Raw genomic sequence first — 21,702 nt, forward strand, 5'->3', positions numbered from 1 at the left:
TTGTCATGGGGTTGCCTCCGGCTTTGTTTTCTTCAACGGGAAATCAATCGCAGGTGTTATTAAGTATCAATTCGAATAATTTCGCGTCAGGATAAAGCAGGGATTTTAACCTATCATGGAGTTGATAACGTATGCCTAATGGAATAAAACCGCTGTGCCTGATGACTCTGCTGCTGCTGTCGGCCTGCCACAGCGCGCCGGTCAGCCAGCCCCCTCAAGACGCCACGGCGACAGCCCCTATCGATGCCACCAAATCGCTGTTCCCGCTGGGGAACTATTCGCAGTCTGTCGATAAATGGTTGCCGCCCGGTCCGCAGCGGCGGGTGTCCGTGATGGATGCCGCCACGCAGCAACGTCATTTTTCCGCCCTCAAATCTCACTATTTTGGCATGGGGCCGAACGATGAATCCCCCTGGAATCCGCATTACATCGCTGCCGTCCTGAACCGCGAAGCGGAAAGCCACCGTGATGCCGCAATGGATAAATACCTTGGCCGTGGAAGTGTCTCCTGGGGGGAAAACTTCAGGACTCACACCGACCGCTGGAAACAGCAAGTCAGAGATAACGCGTCTACGGACATTAGCCAGGTTTATCATTCTTCGGCCCGAGGCATTGCGGTCAGGGAGACGCTGGTCAGGATCCTGCCGACGGACGATCCGGCTTATGACGACCCTCGCCTGGCTGGACAAGGTTATCCCTTTGATAATCTGCAGGATTCGTCTATCCGCCCCGGCACTCCGGTATACGTTATTACGCAAAGCCGCGATAAACGCTGGAAATACGTCATGTCGCCTACGGTGATCGGTTGGGTGCATAGCGAAGACATCGCGGCGGCGGATCAGCGGTTTGTCTCAGAATGGCTGGCGCTGGCGGGGAAAAATCTGGGGGCATTCATTAAACAGCCGGTTTCGGTGCAAACGGGCGGCCAGTTTTATTTTACGGCGCGCCACGGCACGATTCTGCCATTTTACCGTCACCGACAGGGCCTTTTTGTGGTCGCCGTGCCGGTACGCCGAGAGGATGGCCGCGCACAGATGCGCCGGGTCGTTGTCAAGAAGGGGGAATTTGCCGCCATGCCGTGGAAAATGACGCCCGAACATCTTGCCGTACTGATGCGGTCAATGAGCGGCAGGCCTTATGGCTGGGGGAACTATAACTTCAATAATGACTGCTCCGCCGAACTGCGCAGTCTGTTGATGCCTTTTGGCCTCTTTCTTCCCAGAAATTCCGCCGCGCAGATACAGGCGGCCACCCGGGTGGTTGATCTTGCTCAAGCGAACACCAGTGAACGGCTGCGCTATCTCAAAGATCACGGCAAACCCTTCACCACGCTGGTTTACATTCCGGGCCATATCATGCTGTATATCGGCAATGCGCTCATTGACGGCCAGGTTGTGCCGATGACGTACCAGAATATCTGGGGGCTGCGCCCGGCAGATTCAAAGCGCCGCAGCATTATCGGCGGCGCAGTCTTTTTCCCGCTGCTGGCGACCTATCCTGAAGATGCGAGCCTGATGTCGCTGGCGGGCAAGGCGCAGTTTAAACTGGGATTTATTGAATAGCCCTTTCTTTAGCTGATAAAGCGACCGCGAATGCGGCCGCTTGTTGTGCGGCGACAAATCGAACTGCGCTAATTGCCTAGCCGGCGCTGGATAATTTTATCGTGCTCATCCGTCAGGTTAGCGTAATTCCAAATAAATAATCCGCCAAGGTTAAAGTCCAAAACCTGATCGATAAAGTAATTTAAATTCCAGTCGGTCAATCCTTTGGTCGTCAGGGCCAGAATGCATTTTTTATTTTCGGCCCCGTTCGCCAACGATTGTTTTAATGCCGGGATCATATTAGCGAGAATATCGTCATTGCTCCACATCGCTGCCGCATAACAGTAATGGATAAAGCGGTCGCATTGGTCTGATTGAATGATTTTTCTGACTTTCTCGTTGAGCTTGTTGCCATTTTCCGTATTGGGGTGGTTGTAAGAATAACCGGCAATAAAACCAAAGCTGGTCTCTTTCCCGGCCTCTTTTAGCCGTTTCATGGCTTCGATGACCCGTTCGGTGTTCATATTGCATTCGTCATCAAAATCGACGCCATCCCAGCCCCGATCGACCGTGGCCGCGACGATCCTCAACACTTCATCCTCATTGGCCGGCTTTTGCTGCGGGGAGCATCCGCCGCCGCCGTAAACCCATAGCGTCTTTCCGTTAAAGCCGGGAAGCGTATCGGGTTTGTTTTGTTTTTCCGGACTCCATCCTGGCTGGGCTGAGGTGCCTGTGGTTAATCCATCAAGGTTGGTTACCATGCCGTACATCATGACATCGAACGCTTTATGCGGTTGGCCAGCCAGAGACTGGCTCCATCCGCCCGTAATAAACTTGTTCATTGTCGTTGTCTCCTTATTGAGCGTGTTCCTTAAATGAATGTGTCTTGCATGATGGAGGGTATCAGCCGCTATATTCATTTAGCCATTGTGCGGTTGCTGAACGGGCAAGGGATGAAAACTTTTTAAAATGAAATGACGTTTTTATGACGGAAATATTAATGAGCAAGAGCGTTGAAAATCATTAACGCCGAGCGATAAAGATTGTTATAACAGCGTGGACGATCTGGGCTAACGGCAATAGGCAGGATAAGGCGTTATGGTGCAAAGGGCAGCGGAAAAGATGCACAAGCTGGATTTTGATGATGAAGTGACCGGGCTGATCTACGGCCATGCGTTTCGCTCCGGCGAGCCGCCGGCGCGCCTGAACTCGCAGCAGGTTTGCCTGGCTTACCAAACGTTGTCGCCCGGCGACGGTTTTATCTGGCTGCACCTCAATCTCAACCACGCGGCGGCGGAGAAGTGGCTGAAAAACCATTTCGCCATTTCCGATTTTTTCTTTCACGAAATTCGCCACGGTTCCCACACTACGCGCATCGAGCGGCAGGGCGACGATCTGTTCGCCGTGCTCAACGACGTGATCTTCCACCCTGAAGACAACAACCCGGAAACGGCGACGCTGTGGCTGTATTGTCGCCGTGGGCTGGTGGTGACCGTGCGTCATAAACCGGTGCGATTGATCGAGCGGCTGCTGGGCCGCCTGACGGCGCTGCAGCTGGCGTCGTCCACCGAACTGCTGGCGCACCTGCTGGAAGAGCAGGAGGATGTGCTGGAGCAGGTGGTGCGGCAGGCCAACCAGTATGTCGATACCATCGAGGATCGTCTGCTGACGAGCCGCGTTAAACGCAACCGCGCCGAGCTGGGGCGCATGCGCCGCATGCTATTGCGCTTTCAGCGCCTGTTGGCGCCGGAGCCGGCCGCGCTGTTTCGCCTGTTGAACCGGCCGCCGAGCTGGCTGAGCCGTGAGGTGGTGCAGGATCTGCGGCAGTTTACCGAAGAGTTCACCGTGGTGTTGAACGATCTCGCCAGCCTGACCGAACGCATTCGGCTGCTGCAGGAAGAGCTGGGCGCCAAACTGATGGAGCAGAATAACCGCACGCTTTACACCCTGACGGTGATCACCGTGCTGGCGTTGCCTATCAACATCGTCGCCGGTTTTTTCGGCATGAACGTCGGAGGGATACCGCTGGCCAGCAATCACCACGGTTTTATCCTGCTGGTGTTGCTGGTCGGCAGTTTCACGCTGATCGCCGGTTATCTGGCGTTCAGGCGCAGGGACGAGTCGTAATTACAGGCGGGCGCGGTACTCTTCTTCCAGCCGGGCATGGGTGCTCCAGAACGGCTGCGGCGCCCGATCGTGCAGGCGATCCAGCAGAATATCCAGATGGGTATGCCAGCCGCCGGCGACGCTGAGCATCTCGTCGCGGTTAGCCAGGCGCCGGTGGGTGACCGTCAGCAGCACCGCGTTTCCCTGTTCCGTCAACTCGAAGGTCACTTCGGAAGGGCGCCCCTGCTCCTGTTCGGCCCAGGTAAAGCTCAGCAGGCGCGGCGGGAACAGGCAGGTGATGTGGCCGCGGTTGCTGACGCAGCCGCCATGCTGTTTGTACTTGGCCGGCGGTTGCTCGTGCTCGCCCGCCAGATCGGAGTTGCGAAACTCCAGCTCCAGCGGCGCGCCGTTTTCCAACTTCATGGCGCCGGCCGCCAGCCAGGTGGCGCGCTTGTCGGATTCGGTCAGGTAAGCCCACACCCGCTCGATGGGGCCGGGCAGCAACCGCTGGATGCGCAGCGTACCGGGTTCGATAATCATGCCGTAATCATTCATGGTTCACTCCTTGGGAGGAAGCTGTTCGGGCTGCAGCAGCGCCTGTTCGAGCGCATCCAGCCGTTCAGTCCAGAAATGTTCATAGGTTTGCAGCCAGTGCATGGCCTGCGCCATAGGCTCGGGTTCGAGCCGGCAGATATGGTTTCTTCCTTGCACGGTGCGTTGCACCAGGCCCGCATGTTCCAGTGCTTTCACGTGCTTGGAGGCGCCGGCGAACGACATCTGCAACGGCGCGGCCAGTTCGCCGATGCTGCGTTCACCGCCGGCCAGCGCGCGTAACATCGAGCGGCGGGTCGGATCGGCCAGCGCATGAAAAATGGCGTCCAGCTGTGAGGAAGATAATTCAACCATATGGTTGAATATAGATCAGGCAGGCTAATATTCAACCGTTTTGTTGAATATTTTTTGCCCCGGCGCCAAACCGGGGCGAGGATCAGGCGTCGGCGTGCGCCAGCAGGGCGTTGAGCAACACATCGGCGCCGGCGGCGGCCCAGGCGGGGGTGATATCTTCCCGCTCGTTGTGGCTGATGCCGTCCACGCAGGGAATGAAGATCATGGCGGTCGGGGCGACGCGATTAAGGTAACAGGCGTCGTGGCCGGCGCCGGAAATCATGTCGCGATGGCGATAGCCCAACGCCTGTGCGGCGTGACGCACGCTGCCAATACACCCCGGATCGAAGGCGACCGGGGGATACTGGAAGATGCGCTCGGCCCGGGCGGCCAGGCCGCCGCCGTTGACCTCGTTTACCGCCGCCAGTAGGCGCTGCTCCATCTGCGCCAGAATAGCCTCCTGCGGATGGCGGAATTCGACGCTGAAAAAGACGCGCCCCGGCACCACGTTACGCGAATTGGGGGTGATTTGCGCCATGCCCACCGTGGCGCGCGCGTCGGGCGCGAAATCCCAACCGATGCGGTTGACCGCCGTGACCAGCGCCGCAAAGCCAAGCAGGGCGTCGCGGCGCCGATCCATCGGCGTGGTGCCGGCATGGGCGCTGAAGCCGACGACCTCCAGTTCATACCAGCGCTGCCCTTGTGCGGCGGTGACTACGCCGATGTCGAGATGCTCCGCTTCCAGAATCGGCCCCTGTTCGATGTGCAACTCGAAGGCGGCATGGATCGGCGTACCGCCCACCGGATACTCGCCGGCGTAGCCGATGCGCTCCAGCGCGTCGCCGAGGCTGACGCCGTGCTCGTCGCGGCGCGTCAGGCCGTATTCCAGGTCGAATACCCCGGCGAACACGCCCGAGGCGATCATCGCCGGCGCGAAGCGCGCGCCTTCTTCGTTGGTCCAGTTGATCACTTCAATCGGGCGTTCGGTGACGATCTGCCGATCGTTAAGGGTACGAATAACCTCTAATCCGGCCAGCACGCCGTAGATGCCGTCGAAACGGCCGCCGCGGGGCTGCGAATCACCGTGCGAGCCGGTGACGACCGGCGCCAGCTCGGGGCGAGCGCCTTCACGCCGCAGGAACATGTTGCCCATTTTGTCGACGCGTACGGTGCAACCCGCCTCCAGCGCCCAGGCGCGCAGCTGATCGCGCGCTTGCCGATCTTCTTCACTCAGCGCCAGCCGGGTGACGCCGTTATTGGCGATGGCGCCGAACTGCGCCATCGTCTGCAGGCTTTGCCACAGGCGCTCGCCGTTGACTCGATACGTCATTGATCTTCTCCCGGCGTTTTAGCGGTGTAGCGGAAATCGCAGCAGGGGGCGCCGGACATGATGGTCTGGCTGCGCTGCAGGTCGACGTCAGGGGCATAGCCAACGATAAACTGACTGTCGCGAGCGCAGGAGAGCAGGTGGCCGATCTCCCCCAGCCCCATCTCGTGATACATCTCGGCGTAGCGGCAGCGGGTGACGTTATAGTCGAAGTGCTGCGCGTCCTGATTGATCACTTCGACGCGCAGCGCATCGTCTTTTTCCCACAGGTACTGCAAGGCGGCGAAGCTGCGCAGATCCGCGCCGTTCGGTTCCTGGGCGGCGAACTGTTTGCCCGCCTCGATGGCGGCATTCTCGATGGCTTCGCCGATCACCGCCTGAGCGCGCGCCTTGCCGATTTCACGCACCAGAATCTGGTAGATCGGCTTGATGATCTCCGCCTCGATCTTTCTGCGGGCTAAAATGCCCAATTCGTTTTTTGCACAGCTCATCGCCTTGCTCCTCTTGATTTATTGTGGTTTGGCGCCGCCCAACACGGTTTGCGGCTGCCATTTGCCGTCAACCACCCGGTACAGGGTGAAGCTCGGCTGTTGCAGGTTGCCTTGCGCATCGAAGGCGATGTCGCCGGTGACGCCCTGGTAATGTATGGCGCGCAGTTTCGGCAGATAATCGGCCGGATTGGCCGAATCGGCTTGCTCAATGGCGGCGATCAGCACCCGGGTGGCGTCGTAGGCGAAGGGCGCATGCAGTTCGATGTGGGTGTGATAACGATCGCGGTAGGCTTGTTCAAACGCCTTGCCGCCCGGCATCTGTTCCAGCGGTAGCCCCGGCTCCAGCGCGACGACGCCTTCGCCTTCCCGCTGCGCCAGCGTCAGGAAGGTTTGGCTGACGAAGCCGCCGGCGCCCATCAGCTGCGCGTTCATGCCCAGCTGTTTCAGTTTGCGCGCCAGCGGCGCCGCCTGCGAATCCACGCCGCCGAAGAAGATCAGATCGGCGTTTTTACTGCGGACGGTGGTCAGTACGGCGCTGAAATCAACGGTCTTGTCATCCACATACTCACGGGTGACCGGCTGCACGCCCTGGGCCTGCAGCGATTTGATAAACTCGTCCGCCAGCCCCTGGCCGAAAGCGGTGCGATCGTCTATCACTGCGATGCGCTTGGCTTTCAGCGTCTTCACCGCATATTGCCCGGCGTAGTTGCCGCCGTCGTCGTCGTGGCCCATCACGCGAAAGCTGGTGTCAAAACCTTGCTGCGTGTAGCCGTGACCGGTCGCCACCGGCGCCACCTGAGCGATGCCGGCGTCGTGATAGATGCGCGCCGCCGGGATGCTGGTGCCGGTGTTCCAGTGGCCGACCACGCCGGCGACGCCTTCGTCGACCAAACGCTGCGCCACGGCCACGGCGGTGCGCGGGTCGGACTGATCGTCCTCGGACACCAGCTTGAAGGTGACCGGTTTGCCGTTCAGCGTCGGTTTCTGTGCGTTAGCGTCGGCGATCGCCAGCCGTGCGCCGTTTTCGAGATCTTTGCCGATGCGCGCGGAAGGGCCGGTCAGCGGCCCGGCAAGACCGATCAACACGGTGTCGTCCGCCAGCGCCGGGAGGCTCAGGATCATTGTCATGGCGGCCAGCGCCAATGGCTTGATGCGAATGTTCTGCTGCATGTCATACTCCTGGTGCGGTTAAAGGTAACAACGGTTATTCACCCAAATAGATCCGTTTGATTTTTTCATCGTCCAGCATGTCGGCGGAGCGGCCGCTGTGGCTCAGGCTGCCGCTGTCCAATACGTAGGCGCGATCGGTGGACGCCAGCGCCAGGCGGGCGTTCTGCTCGACCAACAGCAGCGTGACGCCGTCACGGGCTAACTGCTTGATGACCGAGAAAATGGCCTCCACCACAATCGGCGCCAGCCCCATCGACGGTTCGTCCAATATCAGCAGCCGCGGGCGGCTGAGCAGCGCGCGGCCCATCGCCACCATCTGTTGTTCACCGCCGGAAAGCAGCCCGGCCGGTTGATGCAGGCGCTCGCTCAGCCGTGGGAAGGTGGCGCACACGCGTTCAAAATCTTGCCGCACCGCCGATGCGTCACGCCGCGCATAGGCGCCCAGCTGCAGGTTTTCTCGCACCGTCAGGCGGGTGAAAATGCCGCGTCCCTCCGGCACCATCACCAGCCCTTGTTGCAGCAAGCGGTGCGGCGGCATGCCGCGAATCGAACGGCCGTCGAACAGGATGTCGCCCTCAAACGGCTGCAGGCCGGTCAGCGCCCGCAGGCTCGAGGTTTTGCCCGCGCCATTGGCGCCGATCAGCGTCACCTGTTCGCCGGCGCTCACCGTGAAATCGATGCCTTTGACCGCATGAATGCCGCCATAAGACACTTTGAGTCGTTTAACGCTCAGCAGGGCTTCAGACATGCGCGCCGCCTCCCAGATAGGCTTGAATGACCGCCGGTTCGCGCCGCACCTGAGCCGGTTCGCCTTCGGCGATCGCTTTGCCGTAATCCAGCACCGTCAGCCGATCGCACAGACCCATCACCAGCTTGACGTCGTGTTCGATCAGCAGCAGCGTTTTGCCGCTGTCGCGGATGCGCAGCAGCAGTTCGCGCAGCGCCACTTTTTCTCCGGCGTTCATGCCGGCCGCCGGTTCGTCCAGCGCCAGCAACCGGGGCTCGGTCGCCAGCGCGCGGGCGATCTCCAGCCGCCGCTGATGGCCGTAGGCGAGATCGCCGGCGCGGTAATGGGCGAATTGGCTGATGCCGACGTACTCCAGCAGCGCATGAGATTTATCGCGCACCGCCTGTTCCTCCTCTTTCGCGCGCCGGTGCCGGGCGATCGCTGCCCACAGGCCGTTGCGGGTGCGCACGTGGCAGCCGACCATCACGTTTTCCAGCACGCTCATTTCATTGAACAACCGCAGGTTTTGGAAGGTGCGGGCAATGCCGGCCTGCGCCACTTTGTCGATCGCCTGGGGCTTATAGCGCTGGCCCGCCAGGCGGAACTCGCCCGCGTCGGCGCGATACAAGCCGGTGATCAGGTTGAAGCAGGTGGTCTTACCGGCGCCGTTCGGCCCAATCAGGCCGTAGATTTCCCCCTGGCGGATGCTCATGCTGACGTCATCCACCGCCGTCAGGCCGCCGAAGCGTTTGCTGATATGGTGTAAAGCGAGCAGCGGCGTCATGCGGCGTTCCCCCGTGCGTGGCGGGCCGGCCACAGGCCCGCCGGGCGATACAGCATCACCAGGATCAGCGCCAGGCCGTAAAACAGTTGGCGGATGATTTCCGGGTCGATCAGCACTTGGCCGAACAGCGCCTGCTGCAGCGGCCCCATGCTGCTGCGCAGCAGCTCCGGCAGGGCGGCCAGCAGCAGCGCGCCCAGGATCACGCCGGGGATGTGCCCCATGCCGCCGAGCACCACCATCGCCAGTACGGCGATCGATTCCTGCAGGGTGAACGATTCCGGCGACACGAAGCCCTGAAACGCGGCGAACAGCGCGCCGGCCACGCCGCCAAAGGTGGCGCCGATGGCGAAGGCCAGCAGCTTGAAGTTGCGGGTGTTGATGCCCATCGCCCGCGCGGCGTCCTCGTCTTCGCGGATCGCCGTCCACGCGCGGCCGATGCGCGAGTTCTGCAGCCGCAGGCTGATAAACAGGATCGCCAGCAGCAGGGCGGCGAACAGGTAGTAATAGAGATACAGGCCGGAAAAACGCACGCCGAACCACTCATGCATGCCGGAAAACTTCAGGCCGAACAGGCTGACCGGGTCAATGCCGGAAATGCCTTTGGGGCCGTTGGTGAGGTTGACCGGGCGATCCAGATTGCGCATCAGAATGCGCACGATTTCGCCGAAACCGAGCGTGACGATCGCCAGATAATCGCCGCGCAGCCGCAGCGTCGGCGCGCCGAGCAGGATGCCGCACGCCGCCGCCAGCAGCGCCGCCAGCGGGATCAGACCCAGCATCGACAGGTGCAGCCCGTCGGGGAACCACTGCAGCAGCAGCGGGAATTGCTGTGTCAGATGCGGTGACGACAGCAGCGCGGCCAAATAGGCGCCGACGGCGTAAAAGGCGATAAAGCCCATGTCCAACAACCCGGTCATGCCCACCACGATGTTCAGCCCGAGCGCCAGCATCAGGTACAGCAGGGCGAAGTCGACGACCCGCACCCAGTAGTTGCCCCCGGCGGCGCCCGCCACCCAGGGCGCCAGCAGCAGCGCGAGAATGAACAGCGTCAGCCCCAGCCTGGCGCGGCGCGGCGTGGCCAGAGGAACGGGAGGAGTCAAAACGGTCATGGTGATGTCCTTATGCGCGCGTGGCGATGCGTTCGCCCAAGAGCCCGGAGGGGCGGAAGACCAGCACGGCGATCAGCACCAGAAACGCGAACACGTCCTGGTAGTTGCTGCCGAACACGCCGCCGGTCAGCTCGCCGAGATAGCCGGTGCCCAGCGATTCGAACAGGCCCAGCAGCAATCCGCCGAGCATCGCGCCGCGCAGGTTGCCGATGCCGCCGAGCACGGCGGCGGTAAACGCCTTGATGCCCGGCAGAAAGCCCATCGAGAAACCGGCGTTGCCGTAGTTGCTGGCCATCATGATGCCGGCCACCGCCGCCAGCGCGCCGCCGAGCGCGAAGGTCAGAACGATGATGCGGTCAGGACTGATGCCCATCAGGCCGGCGACCTGCGGGTTTTCCGCCGTGGCGCGCATGGCGCGGCCGAAACGGCTGTGTTCGACCAGCAGCCATAAGCCGGCCATGACCGCGACGGCCACCGCCAGCGTGACGATCGCCGTGCCGGTGATCACCGCCGGCGCATGCCCGCCGCTGCCTGCGGTCAGGGCGATGGGGGTCATTGGCAGCAGCTGCGGAAACATCAGGGGATTGCGTGACCAGATCAGCATCGCCAGGGTTTGCAGCAGCAGCGAGACGCCGATACCGCTGATCAGCGGGGCCAGGCGCGGTGCATTGCGCAATCGGCGGTAGGCGAGACGCTCGATCGCCATCGAGGTGATGGCGCAGACCGCCATGGCGAACAGGGCCGCCAGCAGCAGCGTGGCGTACGGCGGTAACGCGGGAAAATGGTGTTGCAACACGCTTATCGCCGACAACGCGCTCAGCGCACCGACCATCAGCACGTCGCCGTGCGCGAAATTGATGATGCGCAGGATGCCGTACACCATGGTGTAACCGAGCGCGATCAGCGCATAGATGCTGCCGAGCATCAAACCGTTGACGGTTTGCTGTACCAGCGTATCCATAGAGAGAGTCCGGAGATAATGAGTCAGGAGGGTCACAGTAGAGAATTTAAAAAAATTGTAAAATACGGAAAAATACTTTCTTATACAAAAAACGAGTGATTTTAATGCGTTGATTTTTATGTATATTGAATCCATTCCTTCAGTGTCGATTTCCCAAAAACAGTCAATATATGAAAAAAACAGAACAGTACGATGAGCCATTGCCGATGCTGCCGAACGATCCGCCGCTGCGCGCCGTGCGGGCGTTCGAAGCCATCGCGCGCCTGGGGGGCATCAGCGCGGCGGCTAACGAGCTGATGATTTCGCCTTCGGCGGTCAGTCATCAACTCAAAACGCTGGAGGCATTTTTGCAGATGCCGTTGACCGAACGGCAGGGGCGTAACCTGGTGCTGCGCAGCGAAGGGCGGGAGTATTACCGTTCGATTCGCTCGGCGTTCAACGTGCTGCGCCAGGCGACCGAACACGTGCGCGAGCAATCCGCGTCGCGGCAGGTGACCATCAGCCTGATCCCGCTGTTCGGCATGGGTTGGTTCATTCCGCGGCTGCGCGGTTTCCTGCGCGAAAATCCGGATATCGACATCAATGTGGTCTACGCCAACCACCGCAATTACCTGAGCGACGCCGCCGACCTGTCGATCCGCTTCGGGGTCGGGCAGTGGACCGGCTATCGCAGCGAGAAGCTGATGTCCGGCAAAATGGTGCCGGTGTGCAGCCGGGCATTCAGTAAACTGCATGGTTTGCTCGATACGCCGGAGCAGCTGGCGACGCTGCCGCTGCTGCACGACGAGGAGCGCAATACCTGGATGCAATGGTTTCAGCAGGCCGGCGTCAAGCGCCCGCTGCGCAGTATCGGCCCGATGTTTGAGGACGGATTGTTGACGTTGGCGGCGGTGCAGGCGGGGCTAGGGTGTGCGTTGATGCGTGAACCGTTAATCGCCCAGTACCTTGAAAGCGGTGAGTTGATCAAAATGTTCGATCTGCCGATCGACGACGGCCGCGATTATTACCTGTGCGCTCGACTGGATAGCGAGCTGTCGCAGGAAGGCGAAAATCTGCGGCAGTGGCTGCGCCGCGAAGCCGATGAGAGCCGGCTCGCGTAACGCCGGGCGGAAACAGGGGAGAGCCGGACGTTCATTTCACTTTCCCACGACGCACGCCACGCCAACAGGAAAGTAATAGGCCCTCCGGGGTGGGCGTTTTTAAACCGTTGCTCACCGGCGATGATTGCTGAAGCTTCAACGCGCGATGCTGTCACTGGCGAAGATGACGGCTATGCTTAACTTGCCGATCACGTGGCGCGACGGCCACAAAGTGACAATAATTCCCACTCTCAGCGCAACGTCAAGGAGCGAGCAGATGTCTGTCGGCAATGATACGGAAACCGTGAATAAGACGGGGCTGTCGCCGCTGGCGTTGGGCGCATTGGGCGTGGTGTTCGGCGATATCGGCACCAGCCCGCTGTACACCCTGAAAACCGTGCTGTTTCTCTCCGGCGATGCGCCTTCGGCGCCGGTGATCCTTGGCCTGCTGTCGCTGATATTCTGGACGCTGGTGATCGTCACTTCTCTCAAATACGCCATGTTCGCCATGCGCATCGGCAACCGCGGCGAGGGCGGCATCATGGCGCTGATGTCGCTGCTGGTCAGCAAGCGAAAATCCCGGCCGCTGGTGCTGTTCGCCGGCCTGTTCGGCGCCGCGCTCATTTACGGCGACGGCGCCATCACGCCGGCCATCTCGGTGCTCTCGGCCCTCGAAGGGCTGAACATCGTGCTGCCGGCGTCGCAGCCCTATATTCTGCCGGCGGCGGTGGTGATTTTGCTCAGTCTGTTCGCCATTCAGCCGCTGGGTACCGCGCGCATCGGCCGCGTGTTCGGGCCGATCATGGCGCTGTGGTTCCTGTCGATCGCTGCGTTGGGCGTGTGGGGCATCATCCAGCATCCGGCGGTTTTGCTGGCGCTGAACCCGCTCTACGGCATTCACTTCCTGTTCTCCAACGGACTGACCAGCTTCCTGGTGCTGGGCGGCGTGTTTTTGTGCGTCACCGGCGCCGAAGCGCTGTATGCCGACATGGGGCATTTCGGCAAACGGCCGATTTGGCTGGCCTGGTTCGGCATCGTTTTTCCCAGCCTGTTGCTGAACTACGCCGGTCAGGCCGCGCTGATCCTGAGCGGCGCCGATGTCACGCAGAACATCTTCTTCCGTTTATGCCCGCCGGCGCTGCTGATCCCGCTGGTGATCCTGGCCACGCTGGCGACGATCATCGCCAGCCAGGCGATCATCAGCGGTGCGTTTTCCATGACCCGGCAGGCGATCCAACTGGGGTGGCTGCCGCGGCTGCGGGTCAGGCAAACCACCGAGGAAAGTTACGGGCAGATCTACATTGGCGCCATCAACTGGCTGCTGATGGTGGTGACGCTGTTCCTGACCGTGTTCTTTAAATCGTCGGACAATCTGGCCGCCGCCTACGGCATCGCCGTCTCGTTGACCATGATCATGACCACCGGCCTGCTGTTCGTCGCCATGCGCGAGGTGTGGCGCTGGGGGCCGATCGCCAGCCTGTTGGCGGCGGGCGGTTTCTTCGTGGTCGATTTGAGCTTCCTGACGGCCAACATGACTAAAGTACTGCAGGGCGGTTATATCCCGCTGCTGTTGGCCGCCGCGGTCTATACCGTGATGCTGATCTGGCATCGCGGGGTGCTGGCGGCCGCGCGCACCCTCGGTGAAACGACAGTGCCGGTAGAGGATTTCCTGGAGAAAATCCGCCGCGAATCCGTGCCGCGCGTGCCGGGCACCGCGGTATTCCTGACTCGCAGCCTGCAAGGGACGCCGCCGGTGATGAAATGGCAGGTCAAGCGTAACGGTTCGCTGCACGCCAACGTGCTGGCGCTCACCATTGCCATCGTCAATGAGCCGCGGGTCTCGAATGCTGAACGGTTGGTGATGCGCGAGCTGTCGCCGGGCTTTTGGTGCGGCGTGGCCAGCTATGGCTTTATGGAGCGGCCTAACATCCCGCAGCTGTTGCAGCACGTCGAGGCGCAGAAATCCGGTCTGAACTTCGACGAGGCGACCTACTATCTCGGGCACGAGACCGTGGTGCGCCGCGAAGCGAACGACCGGTTGCCATCCTGGCAGCGCAACTTGTTCGCGCTGATGGTGCGCAACGGCATGCACGTCACGGATTATTACTACCTGCCCAGCGATCAGGTGGTGGAGATTAGCCGCCGCGTGCCGGTATAGGGCGCGAAAAAGGCATCGCCGCAATGCGGCTTGCATCACACAACGCGGTTTGCATTTCATTCCTGGCCGCCATAACCTGACAAGAAACGGATTGTTACTGACGCGATCAGGCAAAACCTAACTTCTCTCCCGGCATCGAACATGGCCGGATGGGCGGTTAGGTTTTTTTTTTGCAAAAAGGAGAAGGGAATGAAACTTGTCGTCGCTAATGATTACCAGGAATTGAGTGAGCTGGCCGCCAGCCTGTTGTTGAGTTACATGCTGCGCCCGCAGCGCGTCAATCTGGCTATCACCGCCGGCTCGACGCCTAAACGGATGTATGAGTTGTTGGCTCCGCGCGTCAAGGGCCACGCGGAATTCGCCAACGCGCATTACTATAATTTCGATGAAATTCCTTACGCCGGCCGATCGGGCTATGGCGTCACCATGGAGAATCTGCACCGTATGTTCTTTGGCCCGGCGGCGATCCCCGAGCGGCAACAGCACGTCTTGAATTCGGACAACTACCTGCAGCACGATCGGCGTATCGCCGAAGATGGCGGGCTGGATGCGATCGTGATGGGCGTCGGGGCGGACGGGCATTTCTGCGGCAATCTGCCGGGCACCACCGCCTTCGAAGACCGCACCTGTCGGGTGCCGGTTTCCGCCAGGCCGGATATGGCGGACATTTTGCTCAAAGAGGTGGGCGGCCGCACTGAATGGCTGCCCGATCATTACGTCACCCTGGGGCCTGCAAGCGTGATGGCCGCCAAAAAGCTGGTGCTGCTCGTCAACGGTTCGCACAAAGCGGACATTTTGCGGCGCATTGTCAGCGGGCCGGTGGAGAGCGGGGTGCCCGCCAGCATTTTGATGCTGCATCCGGACCTGTTGATTATCGCCGATCGGGAGGCCGCGGCGCTGCTGCCTTAAGCGTTCATCCGGCGCGTCTCGCCTCAGAACCAACGGTCATAACCTGCAACCAAAGCGTCTTTCCCTGCGGCGCAGAATCAGGCTAGAGTGCGTTTTTTCATGCACCTGGGGGATTCCGATGCTGTTCGATTTAAACCAGCAGGCGGCCGAACTGCCTGAGGCCTGGCGCTCTGCCGTGCTGGGCCGCGTCGGTGCGGCCAATATCAAAGTGCTGCGCATGGATGCGCGCAGCATTGCGGATGAAGTGCATGATTACAGCGAAGGGTTGCTGGTGATCAGCGGCCACCTGCGGCTGCAGGTGGCGGGGGAAGAAGTGGTGGTGCGGGCCGGTCAGCTGTATCAGGCCGCGGCCGGCGTGCCGCACCGCGTGTTGCCGGGCAGCGAAGGCACGCTGGTGATTGTCGATTTGCCGGAGGATTAAGTGCCGTCGTTGGGCTGAGGCTGTGCCAGAAATCTGACAACGCCCTGGAGAAAGCGTTGTCTGCCGGCGTTATCTCTATCGAGATGGACAAAATGTGTCGCTTCAGGAATGACCAGCTTTTCGGCTGAAGGGGCATCTTTCATGATGGCGTCAACATCCTCGGGCCGGCTCCAGAAATCCCGTTCCGAGCGAACAACCAATACGGGAACGGTTGTTAAGGCTGTTGCGGACCACTGTTTTCTGCCCATCGCCAGTTCAAAGCTGTCAGCCATTGCACCGGTCGGTGCGCGGAAGCTGTGTGGCGTTCTGCGCTGCGAGGTATTGTCCGATGCCAGTGCGGCATCACCGTAAGCGCGTTTAACTGTTTCATCACGCCACTGTGTTTTATCCGCCACGGGAATGCTGTTATCCCAGGCGACAAACAGACTGTCTCGCGTGTTGAGGCTCCAGCCGCCAAATTTGGCGGCGTTGAAGTGCCCGGGATTTTGAGGATCGTCCAGCGGCGATCCCTGGCCCAGCAGCGGGTGGTGGGCGGTTCCGCCATAAAGCGTGTTATAGAGCACCAGCCGTTCCACATTCTGTGGATATTGGGTTGCATAAGCGCCCGCCCAGTGCCCTCCCGTCGCCCATCCCAGGATATTAATGCGGGGCGCTCGACTCCATGCCTGAATAGCCTGCACGGCGCGATCGATATCGGTTATGGCGTCCGCAGTGCGGATCAACGGCGCTGACTGGTTAGGAGGGCTGTCCATCGCGGCCGGCCGGCTGGATAACCCATATCCCCGCAGATCGAGGATATATACCCGAAAACCGGCTAACGCCAGATCTGCAGCCAAAGAGCCGCCCTTGACGGGCAAATCAAAAGAGGCCAGGCCGGGAACCCGTGCGCCATGAATCAGCAGTACAGGTTTGCCCTCAGATTTCAGGCTGACTTCCCTGACGTGCAGTTGCTCTCCGCCCGCAAGCAAAATGTATCTGTCTGTTCGATTTACCGGTGTGGGGATTTCATTTTCTTTTGATGCAGCCAGCGTTGACGACGCTGACATGATAAGGAGGGCTAGCAACGTATTTAGGTTTCGATAAGTCAGTGACAACGATCTGAGTATGTTCATTGTTATTTCTGCTCCACGAATATATACAGGAAGCATCTTCATGTGCTCCCCTTGACGTGTCTAATACTATTGTGGCGCTTTCTTAATATATTTTAGGTATCACGACATGCTTACTCTGCGTCAGCTCCGCCAATTTCTTGTGGTCGCGGAAACAATGAATGTCCGGAAAGCGGCCGAGCGTTTGCATATGGCTCAACCCCCGCTGACAAAAGCGATCCGTCAAATGGAAGAGGTTTTGGGCACCCGGCTTTTTGAGCGAACCAATCGAATAACGGCATTGACTCCCGCAGGGGCAGTGTTGCAGAAGGAAGCGGTTACGACGCTCATGCAGATGGAACGGTCGATGTTACTGACACGACGCGCTGGCCAGGGAATGACGGGGGCTTTGCGCATCGGTTTTGTCGCTTCCGCCGTCAGACATCTGCTTCCCGAAATGGTCGCCCGTTTTCACTTTTCCTGTCCGCAGGTTGTTCTTGAATTGAAAGAAATGACGACGGCGCGACAGGTTGCGAGCCTTTTGGAAGACACGATTGATATTGGCATTGCGGTTTTACCTGTTCCTGAATACGCCATACCGAAACTGTCTTGCCATCCATTTTTTAGCTGCCCGCTGATTGCCGTTTTGCCGAGTAAACATCCTGCCGGAACAAGCGGCGTTCTTTCGCTTTCTGCCTTGGCCACGGAGCCGTGGGTATTGTTTCCTGGGCAAGAAGGGCCAGGTCTCTATCGCGCTATCATTGAGGCCTGCGAAAAGGCAGGATTTGCTCCTGAGGTTGTTCAGCGAGCCGTGCAGATGGAAACGATAGTCGGCCTTGTTGCTTCGGGATTAGGAGTCAGTCTGGTCCCTGAATTCATGCAAAAAAGCGGCTGGGCAAACGTTTCTTTTTGTCGGCTTAGTGGAGAACAGATCCCGTATCAGGTTGCTCTGATTCACAAGGCGGAAAATATCAATCCCCACGTCGCGGATTTTGTCAAAAACGCAGTTCCTCCACAGCCATAGGTAAAACGCGCCTGAGTTTGAACCGCATTCAAGAATCGATTAGGCGCGGTCGCCCAAGGCCGTCAGCGCCACGTTTACCGCCGCCAATAACCGCGCCTCGGTGACGCCGTCACGCGCCTGAATCGACAGGCCGTGCAAGAAGACGGCGAAATAGTCACCCAGGCTGTCGGCGTCGGTGTCGGCCGGCAATTCGCCGGTTTGCACCGCCTGCCGCAGCCGTTCGACGATCTGCTGCGTGCGCTGCAGCCGATGCTCTGCCAGCCAGGCTTTGAGCCCGTCGTTTTCCGCGCTGACGCTGGCGGCGGCGGAGACCACCATGCAGCCTTGCGGCAGATCGGGCCGGCTATAGAGCCGTACGGCGTCTTCCAGCAGGCGTTTGAGCGCCGGGCGAATGCCGCTTTCCGTCGCGAAGGCGCGATCGGCGAAGCCCCCTTCGGCGGTTTCATAACAGGCAATCGCCTCGCGAAACAGCTGCTCTTTGGAGCCGAACGCTTTGTAGATGCGTGCGGAAGCGATGCCCAACTCCGCCACCAGATCCGACATCGAAGTGCCTTCGTAACCTTGCCGCCAGAATAAGTTTCGCGCCTTCAATAGCGCCTGTTCGCGATCGAACTCGCGCGGTCTGCCTGCCATTCGCTGCTCCAATTTACCTGCCATTCAGCGACATAGGATCGCTTAAATCGACGGGAATACCAATGCCTTTATAAATTTCGCTTGCGGTCGCCGCGCTTTGCTCCTATTGTTTGTCAATCGACAACCAATAGGAGTTTACGATGAAAACCCTCAAAGGTCCAAGCCTGCATCTCGCGCAATTCAGCGATGACGCGGCGCCGTTCAACAGCTTGCCCGCCATTGCCGAGTGGGCGGCGCGGACTGGTTTTACCGCCTTGCAGATCCCGGCCTGGGATCGGCGTTTATTCGACGTGGCCACCGCTGCGGAAAGCCAAACCTACTGCGACGATTTGACCGGCATGTTGGCGGAGCAGGGGTTGGTGGTCAGCGAACTGACCAGCCATATCTTCGGCCAGCTGATGGCGGTGCACCCGGCTTACGATGCGCTGTGCGACAGCTTTGCGCCACCGGCGCTGCAGGGCGATCCCAAGGCTCGCGGCGAGTGGGCGCGGCAGCAAATGCTGTTGGCGGTGAAGGCGTCGGCGCGGCTGGGGCTCAGCGAACTGGGCACCTTTTCCGGTTCGCTGGCCTGGCCCTATCTGTTCCCGTTCCCGCAGCGCCCTGAAGGATTGATTGACACCGCGTTCAACGAGCTCGCCAAACGCTGGCTGCCGGTGCTCGACGCCTGCGAGGAGCAGGGCATCAATCTATGTTATGAAATTCACCCGAGTGAGGATCTGCACGACGGCGTGACGTTTGAGATGTTTCTGCAGCGCGTTGGCAACCATCCGCGTTGCCGGGTGTTGTTCGATCCGAGCCACATGGTGCTGCAGCAGCTTAACTATCTGGAGTTTATCGATATCTATAAGGACGTTATCGGCATGTTCCACGTTAAGGACGCCGAGTTCAATCCGACCGGTCGTCAGGGCATATACGGCGGTTATCAGTCCTGGATCGATCGCGCCGGCCGTTTCCGCTCGCTGGGCGACGGCCAGGTCGATTTCAACGGCATTTTCTCCCGTTTGACGCAGTATGGCTATCCGGGCTGGGCGACGCTGGAGTGGGAGTGCTGCCTGAAAAATCCACAGGACGGCGCTCGCGAAGGCGCGGCCTTCATTCGCGAGCGCATTATCCGTGTCACCGACAAAGTGTTTGATGACTTCGCCGGTGCGCCGGTCAATCCTCAGCAGATCAATGCATTGCTCGGCATTCGCTGAGCCTGACCCCACAGGGAGTTAACCCCATGAAACACAGTCAAAACGAGATCCTGTTGCAGGATCTCGCGGCGGAACACGTCTATACCCAGGTCAACGGCCGGCGCCTTCACTGCGTGGTGGCCGGCGAAGGGCGGCCGGTGCTGCTGATCCCCGGCTGGCCGCAAACCTGGTACACCTGGCGTTATGTGATGCGAGCCTTGGCGGCGGCCGGTTTTCAGGCGATCGCCGTCGATCCGCCGGGCATCGGCGACTCTGACAAGCCCGCCGGCGGCTACGACACCGGCAGCATCGGTGCGGCGTTGCACGCGATGATGGCGCAGCTGGGCCATCAACGTTACCAACTGGTCGGCCACGATATCGGCATGTGGATCGGTTACGCCATGGCGAGCGATTTCCCGCAGGCGGTGGAGCGTCTGGTACTGACGGAGGCGGTGATCCCCGGTCTGGCGCCGCCGCCGCCGATTTTCGTCGCGCCGGAGGAGAATATCTTCCTGTGGCATTTCATGTTCAACCAGCTGGCGGATTTGCCGGAGACCCTGACCCAAGGGCGCGAGCGGGAGTATCTTGGCTATATCTTCAACCGCTGGTCTTATCGGCGCGATCGGGTGGCGGCTAAGGTCTATATCGCCGCCTATTCGGCGCCGGGCGGCCTGCGCGCCGGATTCGACTATTACCGGGCGATCCCGGAGACCGTTCGCCAGAACCGGCTGCGCGCCGCCACGCCGTTGACGATGCCGGTGTTGACGGTGGGAGCGGAGCACGCCACCGGCGACGCGCCGCTGACGACGCTACGGGGCAATGCGCGCGATCTGCGGGGCGAAACGGTCGCCGGCTGCGGCCATTTCATCACCGAGGAGTGTCATGAGGAATTTATTGCCCTGATTACGCCGTTCCTGGCAGGAGAACCCCATGCCGCTCGATGAACGCATCGCTGCCTTTTTGACGGCGTCGGCCGATGCGTCGCCCCCCGCGTCGCTGGCGGAAATGCGCGCGGCCACGGAAACCGGTTTACGCCGGCTGCAGGGCGAGGCGGAACCGAGCGGCGGCGTCAGGGATTTTACGCTGGTCGCCACCGATGGGCACCGGATTGCGCTGCGCGCCTATCTACCGGCGGGGGAAAGGCGCGCTACCGCACAACCAGCGATGCTGTTCGCCCACGGCGGCGGCTGGTGCCTCGGTTCGCTGTCGCTGTATGACCAGCCCTGTCAGGCGCTGGCTAACGCCACTGATCGGGTGATCCTGTCGGTCGATTATCGACTGGCGCCGGAGTTTCCTTTTCCACAGCCGCTGGAAGATGTCTATCAGGCGCTCTGTTGGGCGGCGCAACAGGCGCCGCAGTTAGGGATTGACGCTGACCGTCTGGCGGTGGGCGGCGACAGCGCCGGGGGCAATCTGGCGGCGGCGGTCGCGCTGTTGGCGCGGGATCGCGGCGGTCCGCACATTGAACGTCAACTGCTGCTGTACCCGGCGCTCAGCCGCGAAATGGTGACGAAGAGCTATCGCGAATTCGCCGAGGGGCATTTTTTGACGCGCGACGCGATGGTGTTTTGTTGGCAGCAGTACCTGGCCCAGCGACGCGATCCCGGCGCCGAGCCGCTGCATGCCGCCACGCTACGCGGGTTACCGCCGGCCACTATCCTGAGCTGCGAATATGATCCGCTGCGCGATGAGGCCGAACTGTATGCGCAGCGGCTGCGTGAGGCGGGTGTGGCGGTACGCTGTGAACGGTTGCCGGGCATGGTGCATGCCTGCATTCACATGTTGGGGCTGACCCCGGCGGCGCGGCGGCTGTTCGAGCTGGCCGGCGAGTAAAAAAAAGCCCCGCGCTGCGGCAATGCCGCTCACTTAAGCCTGAGTGGCATTTTTTATCCAGCCTCTGGGCGTTCTGTGCAGGGGAATTGCCGTAAATGTCCCGCATTTCTCTGTGGCCAATATGAACGGCAATTGGAGGGGCCGAAGGCGCGGCCCCTCCACCCGCGCCTTTGCTTAACACCGTCTGTCCGCTACGCGGATACCCTCGCCGCGTCTGCGCTGTCGGGCGGGTCGGCTGCGACAAACGTCCCTGTTAGTCTCGCCTCAACCGGCCTTCCCTG

Annotated in this window: 22 protein-coding genes; 10 read left to right on the plus strand and 12 right to left on the minus strand. The window is 60.6% G+C overall.

The annotated features are described in order from the left end of the window. Window positions 1–131 precede the first annotated feature (131 nt). Complete coding sequence (locus ACJ8M3_RS05120) at window positions 132–1,562, plus strand: SH3 domain-containing C40 family peptidase (protein ID WP_129993708.1); 1,431 nt, start codon at window positions 132–134, stop codon at window positions 1,560–1,562. Window positions 1,563–1,630: 68 nt separating this feature from the next. Here ACJ8M3_RS05120 and ACJ8M3_RS05125 read toward each other — a convergent pair whose 3' ends face one another. Beyond that, complete coding sequence (locus ACJ8M3_RS05125; protein ID WP_442514616.1) at window positions 1,631–2,383, minus strand: hypothetical protein; 753 nt, start codon at window positions 2,381–2,383, stop codon at window positions 1,631–1,633. A 256-nt stretch (window positions 2,384–2,639) separates the two neighbouring features. Here ACJ8M3_RS05125 and ACJ8M3_RS05130 point away from each other — a divergent pair, with 256 nt between their 5' ends. Then, window positions 2,640–3,668 carry a transporter gene (locus ACJ8M3_RS05130; RefSeq protein ID WP_033643191.1) on the plus strand — a complete coding sequence of 343 codons (1,029 nt, stop codon included), beginning with the start codon at window positions 2,640–2,642 and terminating at the stop codon, window positions 3,666–3,668. Here the strand turns inward: ACJ8M3_RS05130 and ACJ8M3_RS05135 are convergent, their stop codons facing one another. The 9 genes from ACJ8M3_RS05135 to ACJ8M3_RS05175 form a co-directional block, all read right to left on the minus strand. Continuing rightward, window positions 3,669–4,202: an SRPBCC family protein gene (locus ACJ8M3_RS05135; RefSeq protein WP_033643190.1), complete on the minus strand. Its 534-nt coding sequence runs from the start codon at window positions 4,200–4,202 to the stop codon at window positions 3,669–3,671. A 3-nt stretch (window positions 4,203–4,205) separates the two neighbouring features. Then, window positions 4,206–4,553: an ArsR/SmtB family transcription factor gene (locus tag ACJ8M3_RS05140; RefSeq protein WP_004938187.1), complete on the minus strand. Its 348-nt coding sequence runs from the start codon at window positions 4,551–4,553 to the stop codon at window positions 4,206–4,208. An 82-nt stretch (window positions 4,554–4,635) separates the two neighbouring features. Further along, entirely contained in the window at window positions 4,636–5,862 is a 1,227-nt protein-coding gene (locus ACJ8M3_RS05145; RefSeq protein ID WP_033650317.1) for a Zn-dependent hydrolase, read from the minus strand. Next, the gene (locus ACJ8M3_RS05150) at window positions 5,859–6,350 is read right to left on the minus strand and encodes an L-2-amino-thiazoline-4-carboxylic acid hydrolase (RefSeq protein WP_033643188.1); all 492 of its coding nucleotides are present in this window, start codon (window positions 6,348–6,350) and stop codon (window positions 5,859–5,861) included. Before ACJ8M3_RS05150 ends, ACJ8M3_RS05145 begins: the two co-directional genes overlap by 4 nt. A gap of 18 nt (window positions 6,351–6,368) precedes the next feature. Further along, on the minus strand, window positions 6,369–7,478 hold the full coding sequence (locus ACJ8M3_RS05155; protein WP_369825820.1) for a branched-chain amino acid ABC transporter substrate-binding protein: 1,110 nt from the start codon (window positions 7,476–7,478) through the stop codon (window positions 6,369–6,371). Between the two features lie 76 nt (window positions 7,479–7,554). Continuing rightward, window positions 7,555–8,268, minus strand: a complete 714-nt coding sequence (locus ACJ8M3_RS05160; protein WP_033643186.1) for an ABC transporter ATP-binding protein — start codon at window positions 8,266–8,268, stop codon at window positions 7,555–7,557. Beyond that, entirely contained in the window at window positions 8,261–9,031 is a 771-nt protein-coding gene (locus ACJ8M3_RS05165; protein WP_096242285.1) for an ABC transporter ATP-binding protein, read from the minus strand. The genes ACJ8M3_RS05160 and ACJ8M3_RS05165 overlap by 8 nt, the downstream gene beginning before the upstream one ends. Beyond that, the gene (locus ACJ8M3_RS05170; protein WP_033643184.1) at window positions 9,028–10,140 is read right to left on the minus strand and encodes an ABC transporter permease subunit; all 1,113 of its coding nucleotides are present in this window, start codon (window positions 10,138–10,140) and stop codon (window positions 9,028–9,030) included. Before ACJ8M3_RS05170 ends, ACJ8M3_RS05165 begins: the two co-directional genes overlap by 4 nt. 10 nt (window positions 10,141–10,150) lie before the next feature. Then, entirely contained in the window at window positions 10,151–11,101 is a 951-nt protein-coding gene (locus tag ACJ8M3_RS05175; RefSeq protein WP_042784607.1) for a branched-chain amino acid ABC transporter permease, read from the minus strand. A gap of 170 nt (window positions 11,102–11,271) precedes the next feature. On the opposite strand from ACJ8M3_RS05175, the gene ACJ8M3_RS05180 reads away from it, so the two are divergent. The 4 genes from ACJ8M3_RS05180 (at window position 11,272) to ACJ8M3_RS05195 (ending at window position 15,668) form a co-directional block, all read left to right on the plus strand. Continuing rightward, window positions 11,272–12,201: a LysR substrate-binding domain-containing protein gene (locus tag ACJ8M3_RS05180; RefSeq protein WP_033643182.1), complete on the plus strand. Its 930-nt coding sequence runs from the start codon at window positions 11,272–11,274 to the stop codon at window positions 12,199–12,201. Window positions 12,202–12,457: 256 nt separating this feature from the next. Next, the gene (locus ACJ8M3_RS05185; RefSeq protein ID WP_123061722.1) at window positions 12,458–14,338 is read left to right on the plus strand and encodes a potassium transporter Kup; all 1,881 of its coding nucleotides are present in this window, start codon (window positions 12,458–12,460) and stop codon (window positions 14,336–14,338) included. A gap of 189 nt (window positions 14,339–14,527) precedes the next feature. Then, complete coding sequence (locus ACJ8M3_RS05190; RefSeq protein ID WP_089197095.1) at window positions 14,528–15,247, plus strand: glucosamine-6-phosphate deaminase; 720 nt, start codon at window positions 14,528–14,530, stop codon at window positions 15,245–15,247. A gap of 118 nt (window positions 15,248–15,365) precedes the next feature. Then, on the plus strand, window positions 15,366–15,668 hold the full coding sequence (locus ACJ8M3_RS05195; RefSeq protein ID WP_047026060.1) for a cupin domain-containing protein: 303 nt from the start codon (window positions 15,366–15,368) through the stop codon (window positions 15,666–15,668). On the opposite strand, the gene ACJ8M3_RS05200 is transcribed toward ACJ8M3_RS05195, so the two are convergent. Beyond that, complete coding sequence (locus ACJ8M3_RS05200) at window positions 15,665–16,822, minus strand: alpha/beta fold hydrolase (RefSeq protein ID WP_197710768.1); 1,158 nt, start codon at window positions 16,820–16,822, stop codon at window positions 15,665–15,667. The genes ACJ8M3_RS05195 and ACJ8M3_RS05200 overlap by 4 nt on opposite strands. 64 nt (window positions 16,823–16,886) lie before the next feature. Here ACJ8M3_RS05200 and ACJ8M3_RS05205 point away from each other — a divergent pair, with 64 nt between their 5' ends. After that, window positions 16,887–17,780 (plus strand): LysR family transcriptional regulator, encoded by an 894-nt coding sequence (locus tag ACJ8M3_RS05205; protein WP_046687103.1) that lies wholly within the window; start codon window positions 16,887–16,889, stop codon window positions 17,778–17,780. Between the two features lie 39 nt (window positions 17,781–17,819). Here the strand turns inward: ACJ8M3_RS05205 and ACJ8M3_RS05210 are convergent, their stop codons facing one another. Further along, a complete protein-coding gene (locus ACJ8M3_RS05210) occupies window positions 17,820–18,413 on the minus strand; it encodes a TetR/AcrR family transcriptional regulator (RefSeq protein WP_033643177.1) in 594 nt (197 codons plus the stop codon). Between the two features lie 140 nt (window positions 18,414–18,553). Between ACJ8M3_RS05210 and ACJ8M3_RS05215 the strand changes: the two genes are divergently transcribed. Genes ACJ8M3_RS05215 through ACJ8M3_RS05225 form a run of 3 tightly spaced genes read left to right on the plus strand, consistent with a single transcriptional unit; the run spans window position 18,554 to window position 21,421 of the window. After that, on the plus strand, window positions 18,554–19,609 hold the full coding sequence (locus ACJ8M3_RS05215; protein ID WP_042784599.1) for a sugar phosphate isomerase/epimerase family protein: 1,056 nt from the start codon (window positions 18,554–18,556) through the stop codon (window positions 19,607–19,609). A 26-nt stretch (window positions 19,610–19,635) separates the two neighbouring features. Next, window positions 19,636–20,532: an alpha/beta fold hydrolase gene (locus tag ACJ8M3_RS05220; protein WP_046687102.1), complete on the plus strand. Its 897-nt coding sequence runs from the start codon at window positions 19,636–19,638 to the stop codon at window positions 20,530–20,532. Next, window positions 20,519–21,421, plus strand: coding sequence for an alpha/beta hydrolase (locus tag ACJ8M3_RS05225; protein ID WP_089197093.1), 903 nt, complete (start codon window positions 20,519–20,521; stop codon window positions 21,419–21,421). Before ACJ8M3_RS05220 ends, ACJ8M3_RS05225 begins: the two co-directional genes overlap by 14 nt. Window positions 21,422–21,702 lie beyond the last annotated feature (281 nt).

The organism is Serratia sp. CY55921 (assembly GCF_052167655.1).
GTDB lineage: Bacteria > Pseudomonadota > Gammaproteobacteria > Enterobacterales > Enterobacteriaceae > Serratia > Serratia ureilytica.